The sequence below is a fragment of the Microbacterium sp. NPDC012755 genome (genome assembly GCF_042901325.1).
In the GTDB taxonomy this organism is placed as follows: domain Bacteria; phylum Actinomycetota; class Actinomycetes; order Actinomycetales; family Microbacteriaceae; genus Microbacterium; species Microbacterium natoriense.
This window is the reverse complement of sequence record NZ_JBIBCT010000001.1, coordinates 2688506-2714806: the sequence shown is the minus strand read 5'-3', so window position 1 is coordinate 2714806 and position 26301 is coordinate 2688506. Positions and strand designations below refer to the sequence as shown.

Below are 26301 nucleotides of genomic sequence, written 5' to 3'. Positions count from 1 at the left end.
GCCGAGATACGCTGCGACACAACCATAGCGAGGTCGTCAGCGACGAGCAACGGCCCACGCGGAGCGGACCTCGACGCCGACATGTGGCGTCATTCCTCGACGACGAACTCCAGAACCCCTGACTCCTCGGTGTCGCGCAGCGTTATGCCCTCTCGGCCTGCCCAGTTCCGCAATGACCGCAGAGACCCGATACGAGGACGCTGCTCCGCGAGCGCCCTCACCAGGAGCCCTTTGGACTTCTTGTTGAAGTGGTTGAGGGCGCGACCCTCGTGCGTCACCACGCGCACATAGGCCGCCGGGACGGATGCCGGGATCGGTCCGAGCGCGGCATAGGCTTCGCTGCGCAGGTCGAGGATGAACGGCGGTTCCTCCTCGGCGATCGCGGCGCTCGTCGCCTGCGCCCAGTGCCGGCGAAGCGCGCTCAGACCGGGGAGAGACGTCCCCGCGGCGAGGCGGTAGACGGGAATCGGGTCCAGGGCACCCACCGGGCCGAAGGGCGCCGAATGGACCCAGACGTGCGCGCCAAGCCAGCGGCGCGACGCGGAGCTCAGCGAACCGGCGTCGAGAGCATCGAAGAGGACGCCCGTGTACCGGTCGACGGCCGGCATCGTCGCGGACGTGCGCAGCATCCGATTGTGGGCGATGTCGCCCGCCTGACGCTCACTCAGCTTGAGCACCTTCTTCGCCGACGCCTCGTCGGCGGAGAGGTCGATGAGCGCGTCGATGACGGCGCTGCGGTAGTCGTGCAGTCCGGGCAGCGCCAGCTCGGCCAGGTCGAGCGGGGCGCCCGTCCCTCCCTCGCGCTTGGTCTCCGACGGCGGCAGAAGGATCTTCATGAGAACACCTCGGTGGATACAGACACGTCCGCCTCGGTGCCGTGAGCAGGACTCGCGGCGACCGAGGCGGACGCGGTGAAGATGATCAGGCGATGAGAGCCGCGTTGCCGGCGACGATCGTCAGGTTGTTGCCCTCCATGGAGAGGAATCCATCCTGAGCGTTCGCCAGCACCTTGGTGCCGTCTTCCTGGGTGATCCGGACCTGGCCCTCGGCGAGGATGGCCAGCACCGGCTCGTGGCCGGTCATGAAGCCGATCTCACCCTCGACGGTCTTGGCGACCACGAGGCTCGCCTCTCCCGTCCAGACCTCCGCCTCAGCGGAGACGAGGCTGACATGCAGCGCCATGGTCAGGCATTCTCCTTCTGGATCTTGGCCCACTGCTCTTCGACGTCGGAGATGCCGCCGACGTTGAAGAACGCCTGCTCGGCGACGTGGTCGAAGTCACCGCGGGTGATCGCATCGAACGACTCGATGGTCTCCTTGAGCGGGACGGTCGAACCCTCGACACCCGTGAACTTCTTGGCCATGTAGGTGTTCTGCGAGAGGAACTGCTGGATGCGACGGGCGCGGGCCACGACGATCTTGTCTTCCTCGGAGAGCTCGTCGACACCGAGGATGGCGATGATCTCCTGCAGCTCCTTGTTCTTCTGGAGGATCTGCTTGACGGTGGTCGCGACGCGGTAGTGGTCCTCGCCCAAGTACCGGGGGTCCATGATGCGCGACGTCGAGGTCAGCGGATCGATGGCCGGGTACAGACCCTTCGACGCGATCTCACGCGAGAGCTCCGTGGTGGCGTCGAGGTGGGCGAAGGTGGTCGCCGGAGCCGGGTCGGTGTAGTCATCGGCCGGCACGTAGATCGCCTGCAGGGAGGTGATCGAGTGACCGCGCGTCGAGGTGATGCGCTCCTGGAGGAGGCCCATCTCGTCGGCGAGGTTCGGCTGGTAACCCACGGCGGACGGCATGCGGCCGAGCAGCGTGGAGACCTCGGAACCGGCCTGCGTGAAGCGGAAGATGTTGTCGATGAAGAGCAGCACGTCCTGCTTCTGCACGTCGCGGAAGTACTCCGCCATCGTCAGCGCCGAGAGGGCGACGCGCAGACGCGTCCCCGGCGGCTCGTCCATCTGGCCGAAGACGAGGGCGGTCTTGTCGAAGACGCCCGCCTCCTCCATCTCGTGGATGAGGTCGTTGCCCTCACGGGTGCGCTCACCGACACCGGCGAACACCGACACACCACCGTGGTCCTGCGCGACGCGCTGGATCATCTCCTGGATGAGGACGGTCTTGCCGACACCGGCTCCACCGAACAGACCGATCTTTCCACCCTGCACGTAGGGGGTCAGGAGGTCGATCGACTTGATGCCGGTCTCGAACATGGTGGTCTTCGACTCGAGCTGGTCGAAGTTCGGCGCCTTGCGGTGGATCGGCCAGCGCTCGGTGACCTCGATGGTCTCACCGGGCTCGCCGTTGAGGACCTCGCCGATCACGTTGAAGACCTTGCCCTTGGTCACGTCGCCGACGGGGACCGAGATGGCCTCTCCGGTGTCGCGAACCTCCTGGCCGCGGACGATGCCGTCCGTGGGCTTGAGGGCGATGGCGCGAACGAGGTCGTCGCCGAGGTGCTGAGCGACCTCGAGCGTGATCTCGGTGGACTCCTCGCCGATGACGATCGTGGTCTTCAGCGCGTTGTAGATGTCGGGGATCGAGTCGTGCGGGAACTCGATGTCGACAACCGGACCGTTGACGCGTGCGACGCGCCCGACGACCGCGGTCGCCGGCTTGTCAGCCGTGGCGGTGGGGGTCATTTTCGTCTCTCTCCTGATGGTCTATTTGCTCGACGAGAGCGCGTCGGCGCCGCCGACGATCTCTGCGATCTGCTGCGTGATCTCCGCCTGGCGCGCGTTGTTGCGCAGACGGGTGTAGTCGGTGATGAGCTTGTCGGCGTTGTCGCTGGCGGACTTCATCGCCTTCTGCGTCGCGGCCTGCTTCGCGGCGGACGACTGCAGAAGCGCGTTGAAGACGCGGCTCTGGATGTACACCGGCAGGATCGCGTCCAGCACGGTCTCGGCATCCGGCTCGAACTCGTAGAGCGGGTACACGGTGTTCCCGGCCTCCGACTCGTCGGCCTCCGCGATCTCCAGCGGAAGCAGGCGCACGGATTCCGGCTCCTGCGTCATCATGCTGACGAAGCGGTTGAAGACGAGGTGGATCTCATCCACGCCGCCGGCGTCTCCCCCGCGGGTGAAGGCCTCGAGCAGCGTGGCCGAGATCTCCTCCGCAGTGTGGAACGTCGGGGTGTCGGTGTCGCCGGTCCACTCCGCCGCCGCGGTGAGGCGGCGGAACTGAAAGTAGCCCACGGCCTTGCGGCCGATGAGGTAGAACACCGGCTCCTTGCCCTGCTCGCGCAGGAGCTCGGCCACCTCGAGACCCTCACGGAGGATCTGCGAGTTGAAGGCACCGGCCAGACCGCGGTCCGACGAGAAGATCACGACAGCGGAGCGGCGGATGTTCTCGGGCTCACGGGTGAGCGGGTGGTCGACGTTCGAGTGCGTCGCGACGGCGGACACAGCCCTCGTCACGGCCCGCGCGAAGGGGCTGGACGCCTTGACGCGTGCCATCGCCTTCTGGATGCGCGAAGCCGCGATGAGTTCCATCGCCTTCGTGATCTTCTTGGTCGTCTGAGCAGAAGAGATCTTCTGCTTGTAGACCCTGAGTTGAGCGCCCATGTTTCAGTACCCCGCGCGATTACGCGCGACGACCCTTGACGATCTTCTCCTGGTTGACGTCCTCAGCCTCGGCTGCAGCGTGCTCCTCGTGACCAGGGGCGCCGATGGCGTGGCCCTTGCCGCCCTGGAACTCCAGGATGAAGGCATCCGTCTGCTTCGACAGCTCCGCGACCGTGTCGTCATCGAGGACGTTGGTCTCACGCAGCGTGTCGAGCACCTTGGTGTTGCGACGCAGGTAGTCCAGGAGCTCACGCTCGAACCGCAGCACGTCCTCGACCTCGATCGAGTCGAGCTTGCCGTTGGTGCCGGCCCAGATCGAGACGACCTGCTCCTCGACGGGGTACGGCGAGTACTGCGGCTGCTTGAGCAGCTCGGTCAGACGCGCACCGCGCGAGAGCTGACGACGCGAGGCCTGGTCGAGGTCGGACGCGAACATCGCGAAGGCCTCGAGCGAGCGGTACTGCGCCAGCTCGAGCTTCAGCGTTCCGGAGACCTTCTTGATCGACTTGACCTGAGCGTCACCGCCGACTCGCGAGACCGAGATACCCACGTCGACCGCCGGACGCTGGTTGGCGTTGAAGAGGTCGGACTGGAGGAAGATCTGGCCGTCGGTGATCGAGATCACGTTGGTCGGGATGTACGCCGAGACGTCGTTGGCCTTGGTCTCGATGATCGGCAGACCGGTCATCGACCCTGCGCCGAGCTCGTCGGACAGCTTCGCGCAACGCTCCAGCAGGCGGGAGTGCAGGTAGAAGACGTCACCCGGGTAGGCCTCACGGCCCGGCGGGCGGCGGAGGAGCAGGGAGACGGCACGGTAGGCCTCGGCCTGCTTCGACAGGTCGTCGAAGATGATGAGGACGTGCTTGCCGCCGTACATCCAGTGCTGGCCGATGGCCGAGCCGGTGTAGGGGGCGAGGTACTTGAAGCCGGCGGGGTCGGATGCCGGAGCGGCCACGATCGTGGTGTACTCCAGAGCGCCGGCCTCTTCGAGCGCGCCCTTCACCGAAGCGATGGTCGAGCCCTTCTGACCGATCGCCACGTAGATGCAGCGCACCTGCTTGGTGACGTCGCCGGACTCCCAGTTGGCCTTCTGGTTGATGATCGTGTCGATCGCGATGGCCGTCTTGCCGGTCTGGCGGTCGCCGATGATCAGCTGACGCTGGCCGCGGCCGACGGGGATCATGGCGTCGATCGCCTTGATGCCGGTCTGCATCGGCTCGTGGACCGACTTGCGCTGCATGACGCCAGGCGCCTGCAGCTCGAGCTCGCGAACGCCGTCGGTGGCGATCGAGCCGAGGCCGTCGATCGGGTTGCCGAGCGGGTCGACCACGCGGCCGAGGTAGCCGTCGCCGACGGGGACCGAGAGGACCTCACCGGTGCGGGTGACCTCCATGCCGGCCTGGATGCCGGTGAAGTCGCCGAGGACGACCACGCCGATCTCGTGCTCTTCGAGGTTCAGGGCCAGGCCCTTGGTCCCGTCGGCGAAGGTGACGAGTTCGTTCGCCATGACGCCCGGCAGTCCCTCGACGTGCGCGATGCCGTCGGCGGCGTCGATGACGGTGCCGACCTCGGTCGCTGCGGCGCCGGTGGGCTCATATGCTGCGGCGAAGTCCTTCAGCGCGTCACGGATGACGTCGGGGCTGATCGATAGTTCTGCCATTGTCTTCCCTTTGTATCTGGGTGCGCGGTTCCCCGCGCGAAGTCGTGTTAGCCCGCGAGCTTCTGGCGAAGGTCTGCGAGTCGAGCGGAGATGCTGCCGTCGATGACGTCATCGGCGATCTGCACGCGCAGACCTCCGACCACGGCAGGGTCGATGACGACGTTGAGCGAGACCTGACCCTCGTAGCGGCTCGAGAGAGCCGCACTGAGCCTGGTGCGCTGAGCCTCGCTGAGCGGCGAGGCGCTGTGCACCGTGGCGACGACGCGTCCGCGCTGGCTGGAGACGATGTTCATCGCCCGGCTCAGCAGCTGACGCACTCGACGGTCGCGCGGCTGGCGGACCAGCGACGACACGATGACCGACGTACCCGTGCTGACGCCGCCGGAGAGCAGACGCTCGACGAGAGCGACCTTGGCGTCCTCTCCCCCGATACGGCTGCCCAGGGCGAGCTCGAGCTCGGAGTTCTGGGCGATCACGCGGGAGAAGCTGAACAGCTCGCCCTCGATGTCGGCCTTCGGGTCGGCGATCGCCGCTGCGCGGATGGCCAGCTCCTGGATGCCGTCAATGAGCTCATCGGCGTTCGACCAGCGCTCGGCGACGACGGTCTTCAGGACGCTCTGCACGTCCTGGGAGAACCCGCCGAACACCGCTGCCACGACGTTCTGTCGCGCCGCGGCCGGAGCCGCGGGGTCGGCCAGCGCGCCGCTCAGATGCGACGACTCGCCAACGGCGTGCGCGGCGGCGAACAGCTCGCGCGCAGTGTCGATGCTGACGGACGACGCCGCGGCAAGCGCCTCAGTGGATGCCGCGAGTGCCTGAGTGGTCGCGCTGCCCATTACTGAGCCGCCTTCTCGGATGCCTCGAGGTCTGCGAGGAAGCGATCGACGACCGCCGTCGCACGTGCATCGTCGGAGAGCGTCTCGCCGACCACGCCGCCGGCGAGGTCGATGGCGAGCGAGCCCACCTCGCTGCGCAGCGAGACGAACGCCGCCTGGCGCTCGGCTTCGATCTGCGTGTGCGCGGTGGCCGTGATGCGAGCGGCCTCGGTGGAGGCGGCGTCCTTCGCCTCGGCGACGATCTTCTTGCCGTCCTCACGGGCGGCCTCGCGGATCTCACCGGCCTCGGTGCGAGCCTCGGCCAGCTGACGCGTGTACTCCTCGAGCGCGGCCTCGGCCTGCTTCTGAGCCTCGTCGGCCTTGGCGATGTTGCCCTCGATGGCGGCGGAGCGCGCGTCGAGCAGTGCATACATCTTGGGGAGTGCGACCTTCCACACCACGCCAAGGATGACGACGAAGCAGACGAAAGACCAGAGGATGTCGTACAGCTCGGGAATCAGCGGGTTGTGAGGCGCTTCTTCCGCTGCGTACGTGACAAGAGCGTTCAGCATCCTGTCTCCTTATCGAAGAGGTCGGATTACTGGAAGATGAAGTAGGTCGCGATGCCGATGAAGGCGAGCGCCTCGGTGAAGGCGATACCGATCCACATCAGAACCTGCAGGCGACCGGCCAGCTCGGGCTGACGGGCGACGCCCTCGATCGTCTTGCCGACGACGATACCGACGCCGATGGCCGGACCGATGGCTGCGAGGCCGTAGCCCACGGTGGCGATGTTGCCGTTGAGTTCAGCGAGAACCGTAGTTGCGTCCACGGGTTTTTCCTTTCGTTGGGTGGGAAGGCAGTTGTTGCCGACCCGCTCAGTGCTCTTCTGCGACCGCGAGCTGGATGTAGACCGCGGTGAGGATGGTGAAGACGTAGGCCTGCAGGAAGGCCACCAGGACCTCGAACAGGGTGAAGGCGAAGCCGAACGCGAGGGTTCCCGCGCCGAGAGCGATCCACCCGCTGCCCAGGGTGAAGACGAAGAACTGCGTCGCCGAGAAGAACAGCACCAGCATGAGGTGCCCGACGATCATGTTCATCAGCAGTCGGAGGGTGAGCGTCACCGGCCGGATGATGAAGGTCGAGATGATCTCGAGCGGCGTGACGATGATGTAGAGGAACGGCGGCACACCGGACGGGAACAGCGAGTTCTTGAAGAAGTTCTTCGGGCTCTTCTTGATGCCGGCGTAGATGAAGGTCACGTAGCTGACGACCGCGAGCAGCAGCGGCACGGCGATGATGCTGGTGCCGGCGATGTTCAGACCCGGGATGATTCCCGTGAGGTTCATGAACAGGATCATGAAGAAGAGCGTGGTGAGGATCGGCAGGAACCGGCGGCCGTCCTTGCGTCCGAGCAGGTCTTCCGCGATGTTCACCCGGACGAAGTCCAGGCCCATCTCGACGACGCTCTGGAAACGACCAGGGACGACGCGCATCTTGCGGGTTCCCAGCCAGAGGATGAGCACGACGACCGCCGTGGCAAGGAACTGGATCAGGTGGATGCGGTGGATGACCAGGTCGCCGATCTGGAAGACGGCGTCAGGGAAGAACTCATCGATCGACGGTCCGTGGAACTCGCCATCAGTGGCGAGTCGTGGCATCAGGGTCGCAGCAAGATTAAACAGCGCGGGCTCCAGCTTCGGGGCACCGGTCAGAACCGGGGCGACGATGGTCGGTGTGCTTCACAGCGCAAGCGCTCGCGGACGAGCGGCGGGCACGTGTCAACCCTATCAGAATCTGAGGGTCCCCTAAGACGCGGAGCCGCCCTCAGGAGTACTATTCGCGGCCCCGGGAGCCCGGTCCTCCGGCACCTCGGTGGGCAGTGACGCATCGCTCACCACGGGCAGGCGCATCTTCATGAGGGTCACGGCGTCGATCACCAGCGACATCAGCACCCCTGCGACGAAGGAGAAGATGAAGACGGTCGGGTGGATCCACGGCTGGCCGCTGATGAGAACCATGACGAGGAAGAAGATTCCGAGCTTGAGCAGCCACCCGCCGAGGACGATCGCGAAGAACAGCTGCACGTACAGGGGTTCGCCGTACCAGCGGTTGGCGACGAGGATGCTGATGCCGGTGATCGCGAGGAACAGCGCGGCGAGCAGGACGCCGAGCAGTCCGCTCACGAGACCCTGCCCCTGCGCGACGATGTAGCCGACGCCTCCGGCGATGACCGCGAGGATGCCCGTGGCCACTGCCGACCAGATCAGGGTGCGCCGAAGGATCGGCGTGCTGGAAACGGGGCTCGGGCTCATCAGGACTCCACGGGTGTCGGGTCGGGTGCAGCGCCCGCCGCGTGCGTCCTGCGGCGGGAGGGGTTCAGGGTGATGACGAGGCAGGCGGCGATGCCCACGACGCCGAAGGCCACGCCTGGGAGGTACTGACCGGGCCAGTCCTCGCGTGCGCCGACGTACATGAGGAGCACGGCGAGCGAGATCACGGCGGTCCAGGCGTAGAAGATGAGCACGGCGTCGCGGTCGCGGTGGCCGAGGTCCAGCATCCGGTGGTGGAGGTGCTTGCGGTCGGGAGAGAACGGCGACCGGCCGGCGCTCATGCGGCGGAGCACGGCGAGGCCGAAATCGAGAAGCGGCAGCAGCACCACGAGCAGCGGCAGCAGGATCGGGATGAACGCGCCGAGGAGGCCCGAGCGGCCGATGCGCTCCGGATCGATCATCGACGGATCGAGCTGGCCCGTGAGGGAGATCGCCGACGTGGCCATCAGGAGCCCGATCACCAGCGCCCCGGAGTCTCCCATGAAGATCTTCGCTGGACTCCAGTTCAGGGGCAGGAAGCCCAGGCACGCGCCGATCAGGACCGCGGCGATGAAGGTGGAGAGGTTGAAGAACGTCGAGGCGCCGGTGTCACGGGTCACGATGTACGAGTAGGCGAAGAACACGCCGTTCGCGATGAGGCAGACGCCGGCGACGAGCCCGTCGAGCCCGTCGATGAAGTTCACCGCGTTCATGACGATCACGATCGCGAACATCGTCATGGTGATGCTCAGCCAGCTGGAGAAGACGAGCATGTCCCCAAACGGCAGCGAGAGGATCTGCAGGCCGCCGCCGATGGTGATGATCGCGGCCGCGAGGAATTGCGCCCCCAGCTTGATCATCCAGTCGAGATCCCACAGGTCGTCGACGACGCCGATGATCGCGATCAGCAGGGAGGCGCCGAGGATGGACCAGATCGCCTGGGGCGGCGTCCAGATCGTGGCGAAGAACGGATTGGCCGCGGAGACGAGCATCGCGACGGCGATGCCGAGGAAGATCGCCACACCGCCAAGGCGCGGCGTGGGCGTCTTGTGCACATCGCGCTCGCGGATGCTCGGGTAGAGCTTGAAGCGGAGGCTGAGCCGCCACACCGCCGAGGTCAGTGCGAACGTGATCGCGGCGGTGAGGATGATCGTGAAGAGGTACTGCTTCACGAATCCCCGTCCTCTTCGGACGGATCGAGGGCCGGCTCCAGCAGTTCGCCGATGACCTCTTCGAGCTGGGCGCGGGAGATCGCGCCGTCACGCAGGATCCGCACGCCGCCCGTGGCCGGTTCGGCGCCGCGAGTCACCAGCGACGTCGCATCGATGATCGTCGAGGCGATGCCGTCGCGGCTCATCCCGTCGGCGAGGTAGACGGTGACGCTGTCGCCGAGCATCCGCTCCGCGTCGAGGGCCGACACGGCTGCATCCTTGCCGGTGAGGTTCGCGCTGGACACCGCGAGCGGCCCGGTCTCGGCGAGCAGCTCGAGAACGACCCGCCCCTCCGGCATCCGCACCGCGACCGTGCCCCTCGTCTCGCCCAGGTCCCACACCAGCGAGGGCTGCGCAGGGAGCACGATGGTGAGTCCGCCCGGCCAGAAGGCCTCGACGAGCCGCTCGACGGGCTCCGGCACGCTCTCCACGAGAGCGGTGAGGGTGTTGCGCGAGCCGATCAGGACGGGCGGGGGCTGGTTGCGCCCTCGACCCTTGGCGTCGAGGAGCCGCTGCACGGCCGTCGGCGAGAAGGCGTCGGCGGCCACGCCGTACACGGTGTCGGTGGGGATCACGATGAGCTCGCCGCGGCTGATCGCCTGACGCGCGTGGCGCATACCGGCGAGAAGCTGCGACTCATCGCCGCAGTCGAAGATGGAAGACATGACGGGTCGATTCTAGTCGGGGATGGCTGTGGGGCCACCGGTCAGGGGCGGACGGCCGTCGTCACGCGGTCGCGAAGGGTGAGATCACGGTGGGTCGCCGTCGCACGCCACCCGTCGGCCGCCAGGATGCTGCGGATCTGCTCGCCCTGCAGCTCGCCGTGCTCCAGCACGAGGAGCCCGCCGCCTCGCAGCAGCTCCAGACCCCTGGTGCTGAGGATGCGCACGATGTCGAGGCCGTCCTCTCCCCCGTACAGCGCCATGGCCGGATCGAACAGCCGCACCTCCGGATCGCGCGGGATCGCGGCGTCGGGGACGTAGGGAGGGTTGGAGATGACGACGGATGCCGTGCCGGCGAGGTCGCGGAACGCATGGGCGAGGTCCTCGTTGACGAGGGTGACGTTCGCGACGCCCTCGGTGTTCCTCCGCGCCCACGGGTACGCCTCGGGCGAGAGCTCGGCGGCGAAGACCCGAGCGTGCGGCACCTCGGTCGCCATCGCGAGGGCGATCGCGCCGCTGCCCGTGCCCAGATCGATGCCGATCGGCTCGGGCTCGGCCGCAGCGAGAAGCGCGTCGATCGCGTACTGCACCACGGTCTCGGTCTCCGGCCTCGGCACGAAGACCCCGGGGCCGACCGCGAGCTCGAGGTGGCGGAAGGGCGCCGTCCCGGTGATGTGCTGCAGCGGCTCCCTCGCCGCGCGGCGCACGACCACGGCGTCGATGGCCGCGGCCTCTTCCTCTCCCGGCGCATCGCCGCGGATGATCGCCGCCTGCACCTCTCCCCTGCTCCGGCCGAGCACGTGCCCGGCGAGGAGCTCGGCGTCGACCAGAGGATCGGGGACGCCGGCCTCAGCGAGACGCTGAGCGGCGGCGTGCATGAGGGCGGCGAGCGAGGTGTCGGGCATGGGTTCCAGCGTAGAGTGCAACCGACCGTCATAAAGGCGAGGCGCATAGACCCCTCCCCTAGGCTGTCGGCAGTCACCCCGCTCAGGAAAGGCTCTTCCATGCCCGGCATCCACTCCGACATCACCACGGCGTTCGGCAACACCCCGCTGGTGCGCCTGAACCACCTCACCGAAGGGCTGGACGCCACCGTCCTCGTCAAGCTCGAGTCGTACAACCCGGCATCCAGCGTCAAGGACCGCATCGGCATCGCGATCGTGAACGCCGCTGAAGCATCGGGAGAGCTGAAGCCCGGCGGCACGATCGTCGAGGCGACGAGCGGCAACACCGGCATCGCCCTCGCCCTCGTCGGCGCGGCGCGCGGGTACAAGGTCATCCTGACGATGCCAGCCTCGATGTCCAAGGAGCGCCGCGTGCTGCTCAAGGCGTTCGGCGCCGAGCTCGTGCTGACCGACCCGACCAAGGGCATGAAGGGCGCCATCGAAGCTCTGCAGGAGATCATCGAGAGCACGCCGGGCGCCGTCTGGGCCCGCCAGTTCGAGAACGCCGCGAACCCGCAGATCCACCGCGAGACCACCGCGCAGGAGATCCTCCGCGACACCGACGGCGACATCGACTTCTTCGTCGCGGGCATCGGCACCGGCGGCACCATCACCGGCACCGGCCAGGCGCTCAAGGCGGCCAAGCCCGACGTGAAGGTCATCGCCGTCGAGCCGAAGGACTCCCCCCTGCTCTCCGAGGGTCACCCCGGACCCGCGAAGATCCAGGGCATCGGCCCGAACTTCGTGCCCGCGATCCTCGACCGCGATGTGATCGACGAGATCATCACCGCCGAGTTCGACGAGTCCATCTCGACCGCGCGCGCACTCGCCGCACGGGAGGGCCTGCTGGTCGGCATCTCCAGCGGCGCCGCCGTCGCGCAGGCGCTCAAGGTCGCCGCGCGCCCCGAGAACGCGGGCAAGACGATCGTCGTCGTCGCACCGGACACGGGCGAGCGCTACCTCTCCACGGCGCTGTTCGAAGACCTCCGCGAGGACTGACCCGCACCGATGGGCATGATCGGCCGAATGCGCGAGGACATCGCGGCAGCGAGGCTCCGCGACCCGGCGGCCCGCAGCGCCGCCGAGGTCGCGCTGCTGTACCCAGGGCTCCACGCGATCTGGGCGCACCGCGTGTCGCATGCGCTGTGGCGTCGCGGACTGCGGCTGCCCGCCCGTGCGGGCTCCCAGATCGCGCGCTGGCTCACCGGCGTCGAGATCCATCCCGGCGCCACGATCGGCCGACGCTTCTTCATCGATCACGGCATGGGCGTCGTGATCGGCGAGACCGCCGAGGTGGGTGACGACGTGATGCTCTATCACGGCGTCACCCTCGGCGGCCGCACGCGGGACTCGGGCAAGCGGCATCCGACCCTCGGCGACGGCGTCGCGGTGGGAGCGGGCGCGAAGATCCTCGGCCCCATCACCATCGGCGCGGGGTCGGTCATCGGCGCCAACGCCGTCGTGACCCGTGACGCGCCGGCGGACAGCATCCTCGTCGGCGTCCCCGCCAAGGCGCGCAGTCGCACGGCCGGCGAAGACACCAGGGCGCTGCTCACCGCACCCGACTACTCGATCTGAGCGTCAGCGGCGGCGGTTGCGCACTTCCTTCTTGAGGAAGATCAGCGGCAGCACGACGCTGCCGATCGCGGTGACGAGCCAGACGATCACCGCGCCCAGAAGCCAGCCCGTCGCGTCGACGATGCGCAGCCCTCCGATGGGCAGCAGCACGACGACGATGAGGGAGATCAGCGTCGAGAAGATGCCGATGCCGCCCATCAGCACCGGGGCGTAGCGGTCGGCCAGCTTGCTGACCCACGGGGAGAGCACGCTCTGCAGGATCGCGAAGATCAGGATGCAGATGACGAAGCCCCACCACTTGTCCCACTGGATCTGGAATCCGGGGAGCAGCAGGTCGGCGACGATGAGGCCGATGCCCGCGGAGACCAGGTACATGAGCGAGCGGAAGAGAAGCGTGATCACGGGCTGAGCATATCGCTCCCCCGCGCGGCCGGTGGGAGCGCAGCGTCTGCGCGTCCACCGGCCGTCGCGCTCACTGTGCCGCGAAGAACGGGATGGCGCCGGTCAGGATGCCCACCCCGAGCATCACGAGCGACACGATCGCCGCACGCCACAGCACCTTGCGGTGGTGATCGCCCAGGTTCACGCTCGCGAGGGAGACGAGCAGCAGGATCGCCGGGACGAGAGGGCTCTGCAGATGCACCGGCTGCCCCGTGATCGAGGCCCTCGCCATCTCCACCGGATCGATGCCGAAGTTCGCGGCGCTCTGCGCGAGCACCGGGAGGATGCCGAAGTAGAAGGCGTCGTTCGACATGAAGAACGTGAACGGGATCGACAGGATGCCCGTGATCGGGGCGAGGAACGGGCCGAGAGCGGGCGGGAGCACGTTCGTGATCCAGTTCGCCATGGCGTCGACCATGCCGGTGCCGGTGAGCACCCCGACGAGGACGCCGGCGGCGATGACCATCGAGACGACGCCGACGATGCTCGGCGCGTGGGCGACGATCTCCGACGCCTGGTCCTTGATCCCGCGGAAGTTGATGAGCAGGGCGATCCCGGCGCCCACCATGAAGACGTACGGCAGCGGCATGATGTCGAGCACGAGCAGCACCATCACGGCGAGCGTGAGCACCAGGTTGAACCAGATGAGCTTCGGGCGGAGCGTGGGCCTGGCGGGATCCAGCATCGTGTCGGCCATCGCCGTGTCAGCCGGGTCGACGCTGGCCGCGGCGACCGGACCGTGTCCACCGGCCACCACCACGATGTTGCCGGTGCGAAGCGCCGCCCTGGCGCCGGGCTTGGGCTCCGCACCGCGGAAGATCTTCGGCACCGTGGCCAGCGCACCGCCGTCGCCGCCCGTGAGCAGCCCGTCGGAGTCGAGGCGCCCGAGGCGGCGGCGCTCCTGCAGCCCCAGGATCCAGGCGAAGCCGAGGGTCACGATCAGCCCGGCGCCGAGCGCGGGCAGCATCGGCACGAAGATGTCGGTCGGCTGCAGTCCCAGCGCCGTCGCCGCACGCACGGTCGGCCCTCCCCACGGCACGATGTTCAGGGTGCCGTTCATGAGACCGGCCACACAGGTGAGCACGACCGGGCTCATGCCGAGGCGGAGGTAGATGGGCAGCATCGCCGAGGTCGTGATGATGAAGGTCGTCGAGCCGTCGCCGTCGAGCGACACCGCGCCGGCGAGGATGGCCGTGCCGAGCACCACCTTCGCCGGGTCGTCGCCGAGCACGCGGGTGATCACCCGGATGAGCGGATCGAACAGTCCGACGTCGATCATGATGCCGAAGAACATGATCGCGAACATGAGCAGCGCCGCCGTGGGCGCCATCTTGCCGATCGAGTCGAGGATCATGTCCCCGAGCCCGAGTCCGGCCCCCGCGAACAGCCCGAACGCCGTCGGGACGAGGATCAGGGCCACCATGGGCGTGAGGCGCTTCGTCATGATGAGCGTCATGAACGCCAGCACCATGGCGAAGCCGAGGAGCACGAGCACCCACTCCGGCGGCACGAACGCCACGTCGTACGTGGGCGCCTCTTCGGCGGCCGCGAGCAGGCCGGTGAGTGCGTGGGACATGCGGTGACTCCTTCGTCATGGCTCCGTCGTCGGCGACGGATCCTGATGAGACTAGGGAATCGGCACGCTCAGGGTGCGGTATCCCGCATTCCCTCCGGTTGTGCGCGTAGCGTGGGTTCTGCGCATATTGCGCGGGAGGAGCACAGTGCCCAGGACGACGTCGACCAGACCGCGGTTCGCGACGCGTGCGCTCCTGCTGCACCTCGCCACCGTCGCTCTCGTCGTCGCGCTCTGCACCGGCGTGTATCTCCTGCTCGCGGTGCAGCAGCTGCGGGCTGAGGCCGAGTCCACCGCGCTGGGCATCGCCAGGACCCTGGCCGAGGATCCGCAGGTCCGCTCAGAGGTCGCCCGCATCTCCGCATCCGATCGCGAACCGGATGCCGAGGCGCTCCGTCACGGCGAGCTGCAGCGTCTCTCCACCGACGTCGCCTCGCGCACGGGGGCGCTGTTCGTCGTGATCACCGACGACAACGGCATCCGTCTCGCCCACCCCACCCCGTCGCGCATCGGCGAGGAGGTCAGCACTCCCTACGAGGAGGTGCTCGCCGGCAGCGAGATCGTGGACTGGCAGACCGGCACCCTCGGCGAGTCCGCTCGCGCGAAGGTCCCTGTGCGCGATGCGGGCGGGACCCCCGTCGGAGAGGTCAGCGTCGGATTCGAGCGCGCCGGCGTCTTCGACGATCTGCCGCCGCTGCTCGCCGTGATCGCCCTCACCGCGGCGGGGGCGCTGGGGCTGGCCATCCTCGCCTTCCTTCTGCTCCGCCGACGGTGGGAGCGTCTGACCCTCGGCGTCCAGCCCGAGGAGCTCGTGGCGCTCGTGCAGAATCAGACCGCGGTGCTCGACGGCGTGGACGACGGCGTGCTCGCGATCGACCCGCAGGGAATCGTGCGCGTGAGCAACGCCGCCGCGGATCGGCTCCTCGGGCTCGACGCGCCCGTCGGGCGCCCACTCGACGGGCTGGGCCTGCCCGCCGCGGTCCTCGACACGACGACCGGCGCCCGCGCGCGGTCGAGCGCCCTGGTCGGAGACCGGATGCTGTACCTCGACTCGCGCCCGGTCATCCGCGACGGCCGTGCGCTCGGCGACGTGCTGATCGTGCGCGACCGCACCGATCTCGTGGCGCTGACGGAACGGCTGGAGACCGTCAGGACGATGACGGCCGCGCTGCGCGTGCAGCGGCACGAGTTCGCCAACCGCATGCACGTGGCCGCCGGGCTCATCGACGCCGACCGTGTCGCCGACGCCAGGTCCTTCCTCGGCGAGCTCGTCGCACGCGGCCCGGTGGCGTTCCCCGTCGCGGGACTCGACCTCCTCGGCGACCCGTTCCTGCACTCCTTCCTCGGCGCCAAGGGCGCGGAGGCCGGAGAACGCGGCGTCGCCCTGCGCATCGCCGAGGACACCCAGCTGATCGGAGGCGTGAGCGCCGCCGAAGACGTGGCCGCCGTGCTCGGCAACCTCGTCGACAACGCGGTCACCGCAGCCGTGTCAGGAGAGCGGACGCCGCGTTGGGTGGAGGTCGCGGTGCTGGACGACGGTGACGCCCTCGTGTTCACGGTGTCGGACTCGGGCCCCGGTCTGCGCGGGGTCGATCCCCTGTCGACCTCGACGTCGGCCGACGGCGCCGCGGACAGCGTGCACGGTCACGGCATCGGCATCCCTCTCTCGACCGAGATCGCCCGCCGCAGCGGAGGGGACCTCTGGGTCATCGACCCCGGTGACGACGAGCACGGTGCGGTGTTCGCCGCCCGGATCGGCGGAGCCGTGGACCCCGCGCGCGCAGAGCAGCCCGCCCGCACAGACCAGACAGAACAGCAGGAGAAGCCATGACCGACCCCCTCCGCGTGCTCATCCTCGACGATGACTTCCGCGTCGGGCAGCTGCACCAGGGCATCGTCGACGAGCATCCCGGCTTCACTGTGACGGGTACGGTGCGCTCGCTCGCCGAAGCCCGCGACAGCATCCGCTCCTCCCGCCCCGACCTCCTGCTGGCGGACGTGTTCCTCCCGGACGGCGACGGCATCGCGCTCGTACGGGAATCAGGGGTGGATGCGATCCTCATCTCCGCAGCCGACGATGCCCCGACGGTGCGCCGCGCACTGAGATCGGGGGCGGTGGGCTACCTGAGGAAACCGTTCGAGCGGCGCGCTCTCTCCGGCCTGCTCGATCGGTACGTCCGCTACCGCAACCTGCTCGCCGGCGACCGCGCGCTCCGCCAGGAGGACGTGGACAGAGCTCTGGCGATCCTGCACGGAGCCGGCGAGCCGGTGTCGCTGTCGCGGTCGGCGACCGAACAGCTCGTGCTCGCCGCTCTCGGCGACCGAGAGGCCTCCGCAGCCGAGGTCGGCGAGCGCGTCGGCATCTCGCGGGCGACGGCGCAACGGCATCTGGCGGCACTCGCCGCGAGGACCGTCGTGGAGGTGCGGCTCCGTTACGGCGCCACGGGGCGCCCCGAGCACCGGTACGCAGCGCGCACCTGACGCCCAGGGCGGGCGCGCCCGCTCAGGACTCGGAGCCCACCGCGGCGAGACGGGCCTCTTCATCGGCCTGGATGGCCGACTCGATGATCGGCTCGAGAGCGCCGTCCATCACCTGATCGAGGTTGTACGCCTTGAACCCGGTGCGGTGATCCGCGATCCGGTTCTCCGGGAAGTTGTACGTGCGGATGCGCTCGGAGCGGTCCATCGTGCGGATCTGCGACTTGCGGGCGTCGGATGCCACGGCATCCAGCTCCTCCTGCTGCTTGGCGAGCAGTCGGGCGCGGAGCACGCGCATCGCCGCCTCGCGGTTCTGCAGCTGCGACTTCTCGTTCTGCATCGACACGACGATGCCGGTCGGAACGTGCGTGATGCGGACGGCCGAGTCCGTGGTGTTCACCGACTGGCCGCCGGGCCCGGACGAGCGGAACACGTCGATCTTCAGATCGTTCTGATCGATCTGGATCTCCTCGGGCTCGTCGACCTCGGGGAACACGAGCACGCCGGTCGTGGAGGTGTGGATGCGCCCCTGCGACTCGGTCGCCGGCACGCGCTGCACGCGGTGCACGCCGCCTTCGTACTTGAGGTGCGCCCAGACGCCCTGCGCCGGATCGGAGGACGAGCCCTTGATCGCGACCTGGACGTCCTTGTAGCCGCCGAGGTCGGACTCGTTGCGCTCGAGCAGCTCGGTCTTCCAGCCCTTGGACGCGGCGTACTGCACGTACATCCGCAGCAGGTCTGCGGCGAACAGCGCGCTCTCCGCGCCGCCCTCCCCCGCCTTGATCTCCATAATCACGTCGCGGGCGTCGTCGGGGTCGCGCGGGATCAGCAGACGACGCAGCTTCTCGTGCGCGGCCTGCAGCCCCTCCTCGAGGACGGGCACCTCCGCGGCGAACGTCTCGTCCTCGCGGGCGAACTCGCGCGCGGCGTCGAGGTCGTCGGATGCCGCGACCCATGCGTCATACGCCGCGACGATCCTCGACAGCTCCGCGTAGCGGCGGTTGACCCGCTTCGCGCGCGCAGCGTCGGCGTGCACCGCCGGGTCGGAGAGCTCCTCCTGCACCCGGCGATGCTCGTCGATCAGAGTCTGGACGGACTCGAACACGGCGGCGATGCTCAGCGGATGTTGTTGTCGTGCCCGTGCGCACCCGACGGGAGCGTGGGGATCGACTTCTGCATCTGGACGAGGAACTCGACGTTCGAGTGGGTCTCCTTGAGCTTGCCCAGGACGACCTCGAGGGCCTGCTGCTGGTCGAGGCCGGCGAGGGCGCGACGCAGCTTCCAGGTGATCTTCACCTCGTCGGGAGAGAGGAGCATCTCCTCGCGGCGGGTGCTGGAGGCGTTCACGTCGACAGCGGGGAAGATCCGCTTGTCGGCGAGGGCGCGCGACAGACGCAGCTCGCTGTTGCCGGTGCCCTTGAACTCCTCGAAGATGACCTCGTCCATCTTGGAGCCGGTCTCGACGAGCGCAGTCGCGAGGATCGTGAGGGATCCGCCGTTCTCGATGTTGCGCGCGGCGCCGAAGAAGCGCTTGGGCGGGTAGAGCGCCGAGGCGTCGACACCGCCGGTCAGGACGCGACCGGAAGCCGGAGCCGCGAGGTTGTACGCACGGCCGAGACGGGTGATCGAGTCGAGGAGCACGACGACGTCGCGGCCCAGCTCGACGAGGCGCTTGGCGCGCTCGATGGCGAGCTCGGCGACCGTCGTGTGGTCTTCGGCAGGGCGGTCGAAGGTCGAGGCGATGACCTCACCCTTGACGGTGCGCTCCATGTCGGTGACCTCTTCGGGACGCTCGTCGACGAGCACGACCATGAGGTGGACCTCGGGGTTGTTCTGCGCGATCGCGTTGGCGATCTGCTGCAGGACGATCGTCTTGCCCGCCTTGGGCGGCGCGACGATAAGGCCGCGCTGCCCCTTGCCGATCGGCGCGACCAGGTCGATGATGCGCTGGGTCAGCTTCTCGGGGGCCGTCTCCAGACGCAGTCGCTCCTGCGGGTAGAGCGGGGTGAGCTTGCCGAACTCGACGCGGGTCGCCGCATCGTCGATCGACAGGCCGTTGATCGAGTCGACCTTGACCAGCGCGTTGTACTTCTGGCGTCCCGGCTGCTCGCCCTCGCGCGGCTGCTTGATCGAGCCGACGATCGCGTCGCCCTTGCGCAGGTTGTACTTCTTGACCTGGCCGAGCGAGACGTAGACGTCGCTGGGACCGGCGAGGTAGCCGGTGGTGCGCACGAAGGCGTAGTTGTCGAGCACGTCGAGGATGCCGGCGATCGGGATGAGGACGTCGTCCTCGCCGATCTCGGTCTCGAACTCGTCGGTCGGGGCGCCGTTGGTGCGGCGCTTGTTGCGCTGGCGGTTGCGGCTGTTCGCCGACCCCTGCTCGTCGTCGGCGGGAACGCTCTGCTGCTGCGGCTCGTTCGCGCCCTGCGCGTTGCCGTTCTGGCCGCGACCACGGTTGCGGCTGCGGTTGCGGTTGCGTCCGCGGCCGCCCTGCTCGTCGCCGCCGTCTGCGGCATCGGCCGAGTCGGATCCCTGCGCGCCGTCGGCGGCCGGAGCGGCCTGCTTCTCGGCGGCGGGAGCGGCCTGCTTCTCGGCGGCGGGTGCGGACTCTGCCGGAGCGGCCTCAGCGGCGGGCGCCTCGGCGGTCTCCGCAGCGGGCTTCTTGGCGCCGCGACGGGCGCGGGTGGTGGTCTTCGCGGCGGGCGCCTCGGCATCCGCGGCGGCGGCCGGAGCCTCGGCAGCGGGCGCGGCGGCAGGAGCATCCGAGGCCGGAGCCTCGGTGGTCTCCGCGTCGGCCTTCTTCGCACGGCTGCGACGAGGGGCCTTCGCCTTGGGAGCGGCCTCTGCGGCGTCGGCCGCAGGCGCCTCGGAAGCGGTCGGAGCCTCAGCGGCGGCGGGTGCCTCCGCTGCGGACTTCTCGGCCTTCGCCGCGGCGGTCGCGGTGGTGGCCCTGCGCGGTGCGCGCTTGCGAGCCGGGGCGGCCGCAGCCGCCGGTGCCTCGGCGACGGGTGCCGCCTGGTCGTTCTGGGTCTCGGAGAAATTCTCCACGAGTACTCCCTCTTTGGTCTCGGAGACATGAGCGTCTCGCGCACAACGGGTGCTGCGCGCGATCGCACGGGCTGACGCTCGGCGCCGGCCGGCCTTGGCACCGGATGCTCAGATGAGCGGTGCCTGAAGGATTTGCGTGCGGGTCTTGCAGAGTTGCAATGGGGCCAGATTCACGCAGTTACGTGGAGCCCTCCGCTCGATCCCCCACTGTACCACCACGCACGTCGACCGCGAGCAGCAGCGCTTCCCACGGGGTGTCGGTGACGCGGTTGGCGAGTTCGACGGCGTCCTGGCGGCTGCCCGGTCCGTCGGCGAGCACGAGCACGCTGGGGCCTGCACCCGAGACCACGGCCGCGAACCCCGAGGCGCGCAGTGCCTGCACGAGCCGCTGGGTCTCCGGCATCGCCTCGGCGCGGTAGTCCTGGTGGAGCCTGTCTGCGGTGGCGTCGAGGAGGAGCTCGGGGCTCTGCATGAGCGCGGCGATGAGCAGCGCCGAGCGCGAGACGTTGAAGACCGCGTCCTCCGTCGACACCTGCGGAGGCTGCAACGAGCGGGCCTTCGACGTCGACATCGTGTACGAGGGCACCAGCACAAGCGGAGACACGCCCCGGTGCACGAGGAGCTTCTTGTGCTGCGGACCCCGCTCCCCCATCCAGGCGATCGTGAGGCCCCCGAAGAGCGCGGGCGCGACGTTGTCCGGATGCCCCTCGATCTCCGTGGCCAGGCGCAGCAGGTCGGCGTCGTCGATCTCGACGTCTCCGGCGAGCAGCCCCTTGGCGGCGAGGATGCCGGCGGTCACCGCGGCACCCGATGAGCCGAGTCCGCGCCCGTGCGGCACGCCGTTCTCGGCGACGATGCGCAGTCCGGGCATCGGGCGCCCGAGGTCGGCGTAGACGTGCCGGATCGTGCGGACGATGAGGTTCGAGTCGTCGCGCGGGATCTCGGCGGCTCCCGATCCGCTGACCTCGATCTCGAGCTCGCCCGCGGGCAGCTCGGTCACCAGCAGCGAGTCGTAGACGCTGAGCGCGAGACCGAGGGTGTCGAACCCCGGGCCGAGGTTGGCGCTGGTCGCCGGAACGGTGACCTCGACGGCGCGGCCGGCGGGCATCGTCACTCGCCTTCCACGCGCAGCACGGACACGACGCGCTCGACGACCGCGCTGCCGGCCAGAGCGTCGACGGTGGCGCTGAGAGCCTCCTCGGTGGCGCGATGCGTGCCGATGATGAGGCGCGCCGTCGGCTCCGACTCCCCTTCGACCGTCTGCACGACCGTAGCGACAGAGACGCCGCCGTCGCTGAGGATTCCGGCGACGGTGGCCAGGACGCCCGCGGCATCCGCCACCTGCAGGGTGATCTGGTAGCGCGTGGTGACGTGGCCGATCGGGACGACGGGCAGGTTCGCCCTGGTCGATTCGCCGACGCCCACGCCGCCCGCGATGTGACGACGAGCAGCGGAGACCACGTCGCCGAGCACAGCGGATGCCGTCTGCACGCCGCCGGCGCCGGCGCCGTAGAACATCAGCGAGCCTGCGGCCTCGGCCTCGACGAACACGGCGTTGTTCGCGCCGTGCACGTTCGCGAGCGGGTGCGACTGCGGCACCAGGGCCGGGTAGACGCGCACCGAGATCGACTCGGCGCCGTTCGCCTCGATGCGCTCGCACACCGCGAGCAGCTTGATGACGAACCCGGCGGCCCTGGCTTCCTCGATCATCGAGGCGGTGATGGAGGTGATGCCCTCACGGTGCACGGCCTCCAGCGGGACGGCCGTATGGAACGCGAGGCTGGCGAGGATCGCCGCCTTCTGCGCGGCGTCGTACCCCTCGACGTCGGCGGTCGGGTCGGCCTCCGCGTAGCCGAGCCGCTGCGCGTCGGCGAGGACGTCGCCGAAGTCGGCGCCCTCGGTGTCCATGCGGTCGAGGATGTAGTTCGTCGTGCCGTTGACGATGCCCATGATGCGCACGACGCGGTCGCCCGCGAGGGAGTCGCGCAGGGGGCGGATGATGGGGATCGCTCCCGCGGCGGCGGCCTCGTAGTAGACGGAGGCGCCCACCCGATCGGCGGCCTCGAAGAGCTCGGGTCCGTGCGTCGCGAGCAGCGCCTTGTTGGCGGTGACCACGTCGGCGCCGGAGCCGATCGCCTGGAGGATGTTCGTGCGGGCCGGCTCGATGCCGCCGATGAGCTCGATCACGATGTCGGAGCCGAGGATGAGCGACTCCGCATCGGTCGTGAACAGCTCCTTGGGCAGGTCGACGTCACGAGGGGCGTCGAGATTGCGCACGGCGATGCCGGCGAGCTCGAGCTCGGCGCCCGCGCGGTCTGCGAGCTCGTCGCCGTGACGCAGCAGCAGCGCCGCGACCTGGGACCCTACGGCTCCGGCGCCCAGAAGCGCCACCCGAAGTCGTCTGTACTCTGTCATTTCGCCGCTCCTGCGTCGCTGGTGGTCATGGGTGTCTTTCAGAGGTGTCTCGCTCGCCGTCCGCCGTCGCGCGCCCGCGCGCCGGGAGGATCAGCGCTCGATGTCGATGTCGTCGGCGGAGGCCGGGTCGATCCCGGCATCCCGTGCCAGCACATCGGCGATGGTCTCGCCGCGGACGATGATCTGCGCGCGGCCGTCGCGGACGGCGACGATCGGCGGGCGCGGCACATGGTTGTAGTTGCTCGCGAGCGACGCGCAGTAGGCGCCGGTAGCGGGAACCGCGAGCAGGTCTCCTGGCACGAGGTCGTCGGGGAGGTACTCGTGGTCGACGACGATGTCGCCGGACTCGCAGTGCTTGCCGACGACGCGGCTCAGCTGCGGGGCGCCGATCCCCGATCGAGACGCCAGGCGGGCGGAGAACTGCGCGCCGTACAGCGCAGGGCGGGCGTTGTCGCTCATGCCGCCGTCGACGCTGATGTACCGGCGCACCGCCCCGGACTCCAGCTCGACGTCCTTCGTGGTGCCGACCTCGTAGATCGTCACACCGGCGGTGCCGACGATCGCCCGACCGGGCTCGAAGGACAGCGCGGGGATCTCGATGCCGCGAGCGGCGCACCCCTCGGCGACCGCCGCCACGATCTCTCCGGCGAGCGTCTCGATCGGGGTCGGGTCGTCGACCCGCGTGTACGCGATTCCGAAGCCGCCGCCCAGGTTCAGCTGCGGCACGGGCCCGCCCTCGAGCAGCGACGCGTGCAGTTCCAGCACACGGGAGGCCGACTCGCGGAAACCGGCGACGCCGAAGATCTGCGAGCCGATGTGGCAGTGCAGTCCGGCGAACTCCAGCCCGCGGATCTCGCGGATGCGGGCGACAGCGACCTCTGCCTCGGCGAGGGGGAATCCGAACTTCTGGTCTTCGTGAGCCGTGGCGAGGAAGTCGTGGGTCTCGGCGTGCACGCCGCTGATCACCCGCACGAACACCCGTTGCACGGCATCCGTCCGCGCCGTGATGGCCGCGAGGCGCTCGATCTCGATGGCGCTGTCGACGATGATCGATCCGACGCCGACCTCGACGGCGCGCTCCAGCTCGGCCGTGGACTTGTTGTTGCCGTGGAACCCGATGGACGCAGGAGCGACACCCGCCGCGAGCGCGACCTCGAGCTCCCCTCCGGTGCACACGTCGACGCGGAGTCCCTCGTCGACCACCCACCTGGCCACCGTCGTGCACAGGAAGGCCTTGCCCGCGTAGTACACCTGGGCGGTCGTGCCGTTCTCTCCGGCCGCGGCGTCGAAGGCGAGCCGGAACGCACGCGCACGAGAGCGCACCTCGTCCTCGTCGAGGACGAGCAGCGGGGTTCCGAACGTCCGGGCCAGTCCCGTCGCTGACAGTCCGGCGATGGTGAGCGCTCCGTCGACGTCGCGGCGGGCCGATGACGGCCACACGGCGGGCACGAGGTCGTTCGCGTCGTCGGGGACGACGAGCCACTCAGGGGCGAGCGAGTCGGCAGGGGAAAGCACGGAGCACCAATCGTGGGATGGAGCGCGTCACGGGATGCGCGCGTCGAGTTGACCCGATTCTAAGGCAAGCCCCGGATCGCCTCCGTCACGGAGACGTGCCGAGTCAATCCCCTGCACCGACCGACCCGCGGCTCGTAGGGTGGGGCGTGATGAGCACCGAACAGCACACCCCAGGCCCCGCCCGCCCCGGTCCGATCCCCCGCGCCGTCGCCGCGGTCGTGCGCGGGGCGCTCACCCTCGCCCCGGTCCGCGCCGCGCTCCTCTACGTGGAGCGCCGGGGCCCGATGCTGGCAGACAGCGTCACCTACCGCGCGCTCTTCAGCGTGTTCGCCGGAGTGCTGCTGGGGTTCTCGATCGCGGCGCTGTGGCTCGCGGGCAACCCGGTCGCGTGGAAGGCGATCATCGACGCCGTGCAGGCGGTCGTGCCCGGCCTGATCGGCGAGGAGGCCGTCGTGAAGCCGTCCGAGCTGCGCCGCCCCCTCTCGTTCTCGATCGCGGGCGCCGTCTCCATCGTCGCGCTGACCGGTTCCGCCCTCGGTGCGATCGGTTCGCTGCGCACGGCGGTCCGCGTTCTCGCCGGCACGGCGCAGGACGACATCCTCTGGATCTGGGTGATGCTGCGCAACCTGCTCCTCGCCGTGGGCATCGGCGCGGCCTTCGTGCTCGCGGCCTTCCTCACCGTCACCGGCCGCGTCGGCATCACGTGGATCAGCGGCCTGCTCGGCCTCCCCGCCGACTCCGCGGTCGCGGAGTGGAGCGTCAGGCTGGTGTCCCTGCTCGTCGTCTTCGCGATGGACGCCGCACTCATCGCGGCCGTGTTCCGACTGCTGTCGGGACTGCGGGTCTCTAGGCGGACGCTGTGGACGGGATCCCTGCTCGGTGCCGTCGGTCTTCTCGTGCTGCAGGAGCTGTCCGGCCTCTTCGTCGGCGGAGCCGGGAGCAATCCCCTCCTCGCGTCCTTCGCCTCGCTGCTCGCGCTGCTGATCTGGCTCAACCTGTCGGCGCAGGTCATCCTGATCGCGTGCGCGTACATCGTCACCCTCCACGAGGAGCAGGGCGACAGGGTGCGCTCCCGCTACGGCGCCACGACCTTCGAGGCGCGGCGGGTCCAGCGCGCAGAGGTCGACCTCGCCATCGCGACCGCGGCGCTCCGTGCGGCGCAGGACGCCGCCTCCTCCGCGAAGCCCTGACGGACCACCGCGGCGCCGACGGGGTCAGCCCCGGGGGCAGGTTCCCGGCTGCTGCAGGCTGTCGTCGGTGACGATGGCGCCGTTCACGTCGACGTCGATGACCGCACGGGTGCCCGTGATCTTCAGCCCCGTGATCGTGATGCCCGCCGGGAGCTGATCGGCGATGCAGATCGTCTGCGTCTTGGTGAGGGCGGCGCCGACGGAGCCGAGCGTGTCCTGGACCCGGTCGGCGTCGAGCACGATGCCGCCCACGCTGATCCCCTGCGGCGTCAGCTGCAGGTCGCCGTCGACGACGCCGGGGGTCACGGTGACCGAGACCGGGAGCGCGAGTCCGAGCACCTGCACGCTGCCGCTGACCGTGGCGTCCGGTGCGTCGAAAGCGACCTGATCGACCGGGAGGTCGGTGGACGCGAGCAGCGTCGTGAACTGGCTCTCGTCGACGGTGATCGTGCCGGAGGCTCCGGCGAGATCGCCGCCGCGCAGCGGGACGCCCTTCGCCGTGACGTCGGCGGCGCCCGTGATCCCCTGGATCGTCACGGAGTCCGTCGAGAGGTGCAGGCTGTCGAGACGGCCCCCGATGAGCTGCGGCAGCAGGATGCCGTCGGCGTCGACGTCGAGCTGCTGGTCGGCGGGGAGGTCGAGCTGCTCCACGACGATGGAGCGCACCACGCCGGGAAGGATCGCCCGGACGAGGAGCTCCCCCGCGACGGCGAGGAGCGCGAGCACCACCACGATGATGAGCAGCACCCACGGCCACCGCTTGCGCCTGGCCGGGGCGGCGGCATCCGCCGTCTGCTCCCCTCCGGGGATCACGAGGGTGGGATGCTCGGCATCGGCCTCGGGATACGGCAGGGTCGGGTTCTCATCGCTCATGCCCCAATCCTGCCGTACCCGGGAGG

26 protein-coding genes are annotated in these 26301 nt (G+C 69.2%); 5 read left to right on the top strand and 21 right to left on the bottom strand.

All coding sequences use genetic code 11. The features are described from left to right. Positions 1–89: 89 nt before the first annotated feature. The 13 genes from ACFY5A_RS12575 to prmC all read right to left on the bottom strand — a co-directional run bounded on the left by ACFY5A_RS12575 (position 90) and on the right by prmC (position 11125). Complete coding sequence (locus ACFY5A_RS12575) at positions 90–836, bottom strand: peroxide stress protein YaaA (protein ID WP_341942443.1); 747 nt, start codon at positions 834–836, stop codon at positions 90–92. Positions 837–921: 85 nt separating this feature from the next. Further along, positions 922–1182 (bottom strand): F0F1 ATP synthase subunit epsilon, encoded by a 261-nt coding sequence (locus ACFY5A_RS12570; RefSeq protein WP_045258871.1) that lies wholly within the window; start codon positions 1180–1182, stop codon positions 922–924. Between the two features lie 2 nt (positions 1183–1184). Further along, positions 1185–2639 (bottom strand): F0F1 ATP synthase subunit beta, encoded by a 1455-nt coding sequence (gene atpD, locus ACFY5A_RS12565; protein ID WP_105674674.1) that lies wholly within the window; start codon positions 2637–2639, stop codon positions 1185–1187. 21 nt (positions 2640–2660) lie between these two features. Further along, the gene (locus ACFY5A_RS12560) at positions 2661–3560 is read right to left on the bottom strand and encodes a F0F1 ATP synthase subunit gamma (protein ID WP_105674676.1); all 900 of its coding nucleotides are present in this window, start codon (positions 3558–3560) and stop codon (positions 2661–2663) included. 19 nt (positions 3561–3579) lie between these two features. After that, entirely contained in the window at positions 3580–5220 is a 1641-nt protein-coding gene (gene atpA / locus ACFY5A_RS12555) for a F0F1 ATP synthase subunit alpha (RefSeq protein WP_105674678.1), read from the bottom strand. Positions 5221–5267: 47 nt separating this feature from the next. Next, positions 5268–6056 carry a F0F1 ATP synthase subunit delta gene (locus ACFY5A_RS12550; protein ID WP_341942444.1) on the bottom strand — a complete coding sequence of 263 codons (789 nt, stop codon included), beginning with the start codon at positions 6054–6056 and terminating at the stop codon, positions 5268–5270. After that, positions 6056–6607 carry a F0F1 ATP synthase subunit B gene (locus ACFY5A_RS12545; protein WP_341942445.1) on the bottom strand — a complete coding sequence of 184 codons (552 nt, stop codon included), beginning with the start codon at positions 6605–6607 and terminating at the stop codon, positions 6056–6058. Before ACFY5A_RS12545 ends, ACFY5A_RS12550 begins: the two co-directional genes overlap by 1 nt. A gap of 26 nt (positions 6608–6633) precedes the next feature. After that, a complete protein-coding gene (gene atpE / locus ACFY5A_RS12540) occupies positions 6634–6867 on the bottom strand; it encodes an ATP synthase F0 subunit C (protein WP_105674684.1) in 234 nt (77 codons plus the stop codon). Between the two features lie 46 nt (positions 6868–6913). Continuing rightward, the gene (gene atpB, locus ACFY5A_RS12535; RefSeq protein WP_341942446.1) at positions 6914–7696 is read right to left on the bottom strand and encodes a F0F1 ATP synthase subunit A; all 783 of its coding nucleotides are present in this window, start codon (positions 7694–7696) and stop codon (positions 6914–6916) included. 147 nt (positions 7697–7843) lie between these two features. Next, complete coding sequence (locus ACFY5A_RS12530; protein ID WP_387234450.1) at positions 7844–8350, bottom strand: hypothetical protein; 507 nt, start codon at positions 8348–8350, stop codon at positions 7844–7846. Beyond that, positions 8350–9519, bottom strand: coding sequence for a glycosyltransferase family 4 protein (locus ACFY5A_RS12525; protein ID WP_105674690.1), 1170 nt, complete (start codon positions 9517–9519; stop codon positions 8350–8352). The genes ACFY5A_RS12530 and ACFY5A_RS12525 overlap by 1 nt, the downstream gene beginning before the upstream one ends. Beyond that, the gene (locus tag ACFY5A_RS12520) at positions 9516–10223 is read right to left on the bottom strand and encodes an L-threonylcarbamoyladenylate synthase (RefSeq protein WP_387234447.1); all 708 of its coding nucleotides are present in this window, start codon (positions 10221–10223) and stop codon (positions 9516–9518) included. The genes ACFY5A_RS12525 and ACFY5A_RS12520 overlap by 4 nt, the downstream gene beginning before the upstream one ends. A 41-nt stretch (positions 10224–10264) precedes the next feature. After that, on the bottom strand, positions 10265–11125 hold the full coding sequence (prmC, locus tag ACFY5A_RS12515) for a peptide chain release factor N(5)-glutamine methyltransferase (RefSeq protein ID WP_387234444.1): 861 nt from the start codon (positions 11123–11125) through the stop codon (positions 10265–10267). Between the two features lie 99 nt (positions 11126–11224). On the opposite strand from prmC, the gene cysK reads away from it, so the two are divergent. Together cysK and epsC are read left to right on the top strand one after the other, a co-directional pair. After that, on the top strand, positions 11225–12163 hold the full coding sequence (gene cysK / locus ACFY5A_RS12510; protein ID WP_223586642.1) for a cysteine synthase A: 939 nt from the start codon (positions 11225–11227) through the stop codon (positions 12161–12163). A gap of 9 nt (positions 12164–12172) precedes the next feature. Next, complete coding sequence (gene epsC / locus ACFY5A_RS12505) at positions 12173–12742, top strand: serine O-acetyltransferase EpsC (RefSeq protein WP_387234440.1); 570 nt, start codon at positions 12173–12175, stop codon at positions 12740–12742. 3 nt (positions 12743–12745) lie between these two features. Here epsC and ACFY5A_RS12500 read toward each other — a convergent pair whose 3' ends face one another. Together ACFY5A_RS12500 and ACFY5A_RS12495 are read right to left on the bottom strand one after the other, a co-directional pair. Further along, positions 12746–13144 (bottom strand): phage holin family protein, encoded by a 399-nt coding sequence (locus ACFY5A_RS12500; protein ID WP_105674700.1) that lies wholly within the window; start codon positions 13142–13144, stop codon positions 12746–12748. A 70-nt stretch (positions 13145–13214) separates the two neighbouring features. Further along, positions 13215–14759 (bottom strand): CitMHS family transporter, encoded by a 1545-nt coding sequence (locus tag ACFY5A_RS12495; RefSeq protein WP_341942449.1) that lies wholly within the window; start codon positions 14757–14759, stop codon positions 13215–13217. Positions 14760–14904: 145 nt separating this feature from the next. On the opposite strand from ACFY5A_RS12495, the gene ACFY5A_RS12490 reads away from it, so the two are divergent. Beyond that, the gene (locus ACFY5A_RS12490; protein ID WP_387234437.1) at positions 14905–16587 is read left to right on the top strand and encodes an ATP-binding protein; all 1683 of its coding nucleotides are present in this window, start codon (positions 14905–14907) and stop codon (positions 16585–16587) included. Beyond that, positions 16584–17237 (top strand): response regulator, encoded by a 654-nt coding sequence (locus ACFY5A_RS12485; RefSeq protein ID WP_387234434.1) that lies wholly within the window; start codon positions 16584–16586, stop codon positions 17235–17237. Before ACFY5A_RS12490 ends, ACFY5A_RS12485 begins: the two co-directional genes overlap by 4 nt. A gap of 22 nt (positions 17238–17259) precedes the next feature. Here the strand turns inward: ACFY5A_RS12485 and prfA are convergent, their stop codons facing one another. The 5 genes from prfA to lysA form a co-directional block, all read right to left on the bottom strand. Beyond that, positions 17260–18339, bottom strand: a complete 1080-nt coding sequence (gene prfA, locus ACFY5A_RS12480) for a peptide chain release factor 1 (RefSeq protein WP_105674708.1) — start codon at positions 18337–18339, stop codon at positions 17260–17262. Between the two features lie 11 nt (positions 18340–18350). After that, positions 18351–20282: a transcription termination factor Rho gene (gene rho / locus ACFY5A_RS12475; protein WP_387234431.1), complete on the bottom strand. Its 1932-nt coding sequence runs from the start codon at positions 20280–20282 to the stop codon at positions 18351–18353. 178 nt (positions 20283–20460) lie between these two features. Further along, the gene (gene thrB / locus ACFY5A_RS12470) at positions 20461–21390 is read right to left on the bottom strand and encodes a homoserine kinase (RefSeq protein WP_387234428.1); all 930 of its coding nucleotides are present in this window, start codon (positions 21388–21390) and stop codon (positions 20461–20463) included. A 2-nt stretch (positions 21391–21392) separates the two neighbouring features. Beyond that, positions 21393–22697, bottom strand: a complete 1305-nt coding sequence (locus ACFY5A_RS12465; RefSeq protein WP_105674712.1) for a homoserine dehydrogenase — start codon at positions 22695–22697, stop codon at positions 21393–21395. A 90-nt stretch (positions 22698–22787) separates the two neighbouring features. Beyond that, the gene (lysA, locus tag ACFY5A_RS12460) at positions 22788–24212 is read right to left on the bottom strand and encodes a diaminopimelate decarboxylase (protein ID WP_341942453.1); all 1425 of its coding nucleotides are present in this window, start codon (positions 24210–24212) and stop codon (positions 22788–22790) included. A gap of 149 nt (positions 24213–24361) precedes the next feature. Between lysA and ACFY5A_RS12455 the strand changes: the two genes are divergently transcribed. After that, on the top strand, positions 24362–25402 hold the full coding sequence (locus ACFY5A_RS12455; protein ID WP_341942454.1) for a YihY/virulence factor BrkB family protein: 1041 nt from the start codon (positions 24362–24364) through the stop codon (positions 25400–25402). A 24-nt stretch (positions 25403–25426) separates the two neighbouring features. On the opposite strand, the gene ACFY5A_RS12450 is transcribed toward ACFY5A_RS12455, so the two are convergent. Further along, positions 25427–26275, bottom strand: a complete 849-nt coding sequence (locus tag ACFY5A_RS12450) for a DUF2993 domain-containing protein (RefSeq protein ID WP_387234424.1) — start codon at positions 26273–26275, stop codon at positions 25427–25429. Positions 26276–26301 lie beyond the last annotated feature (26 nt).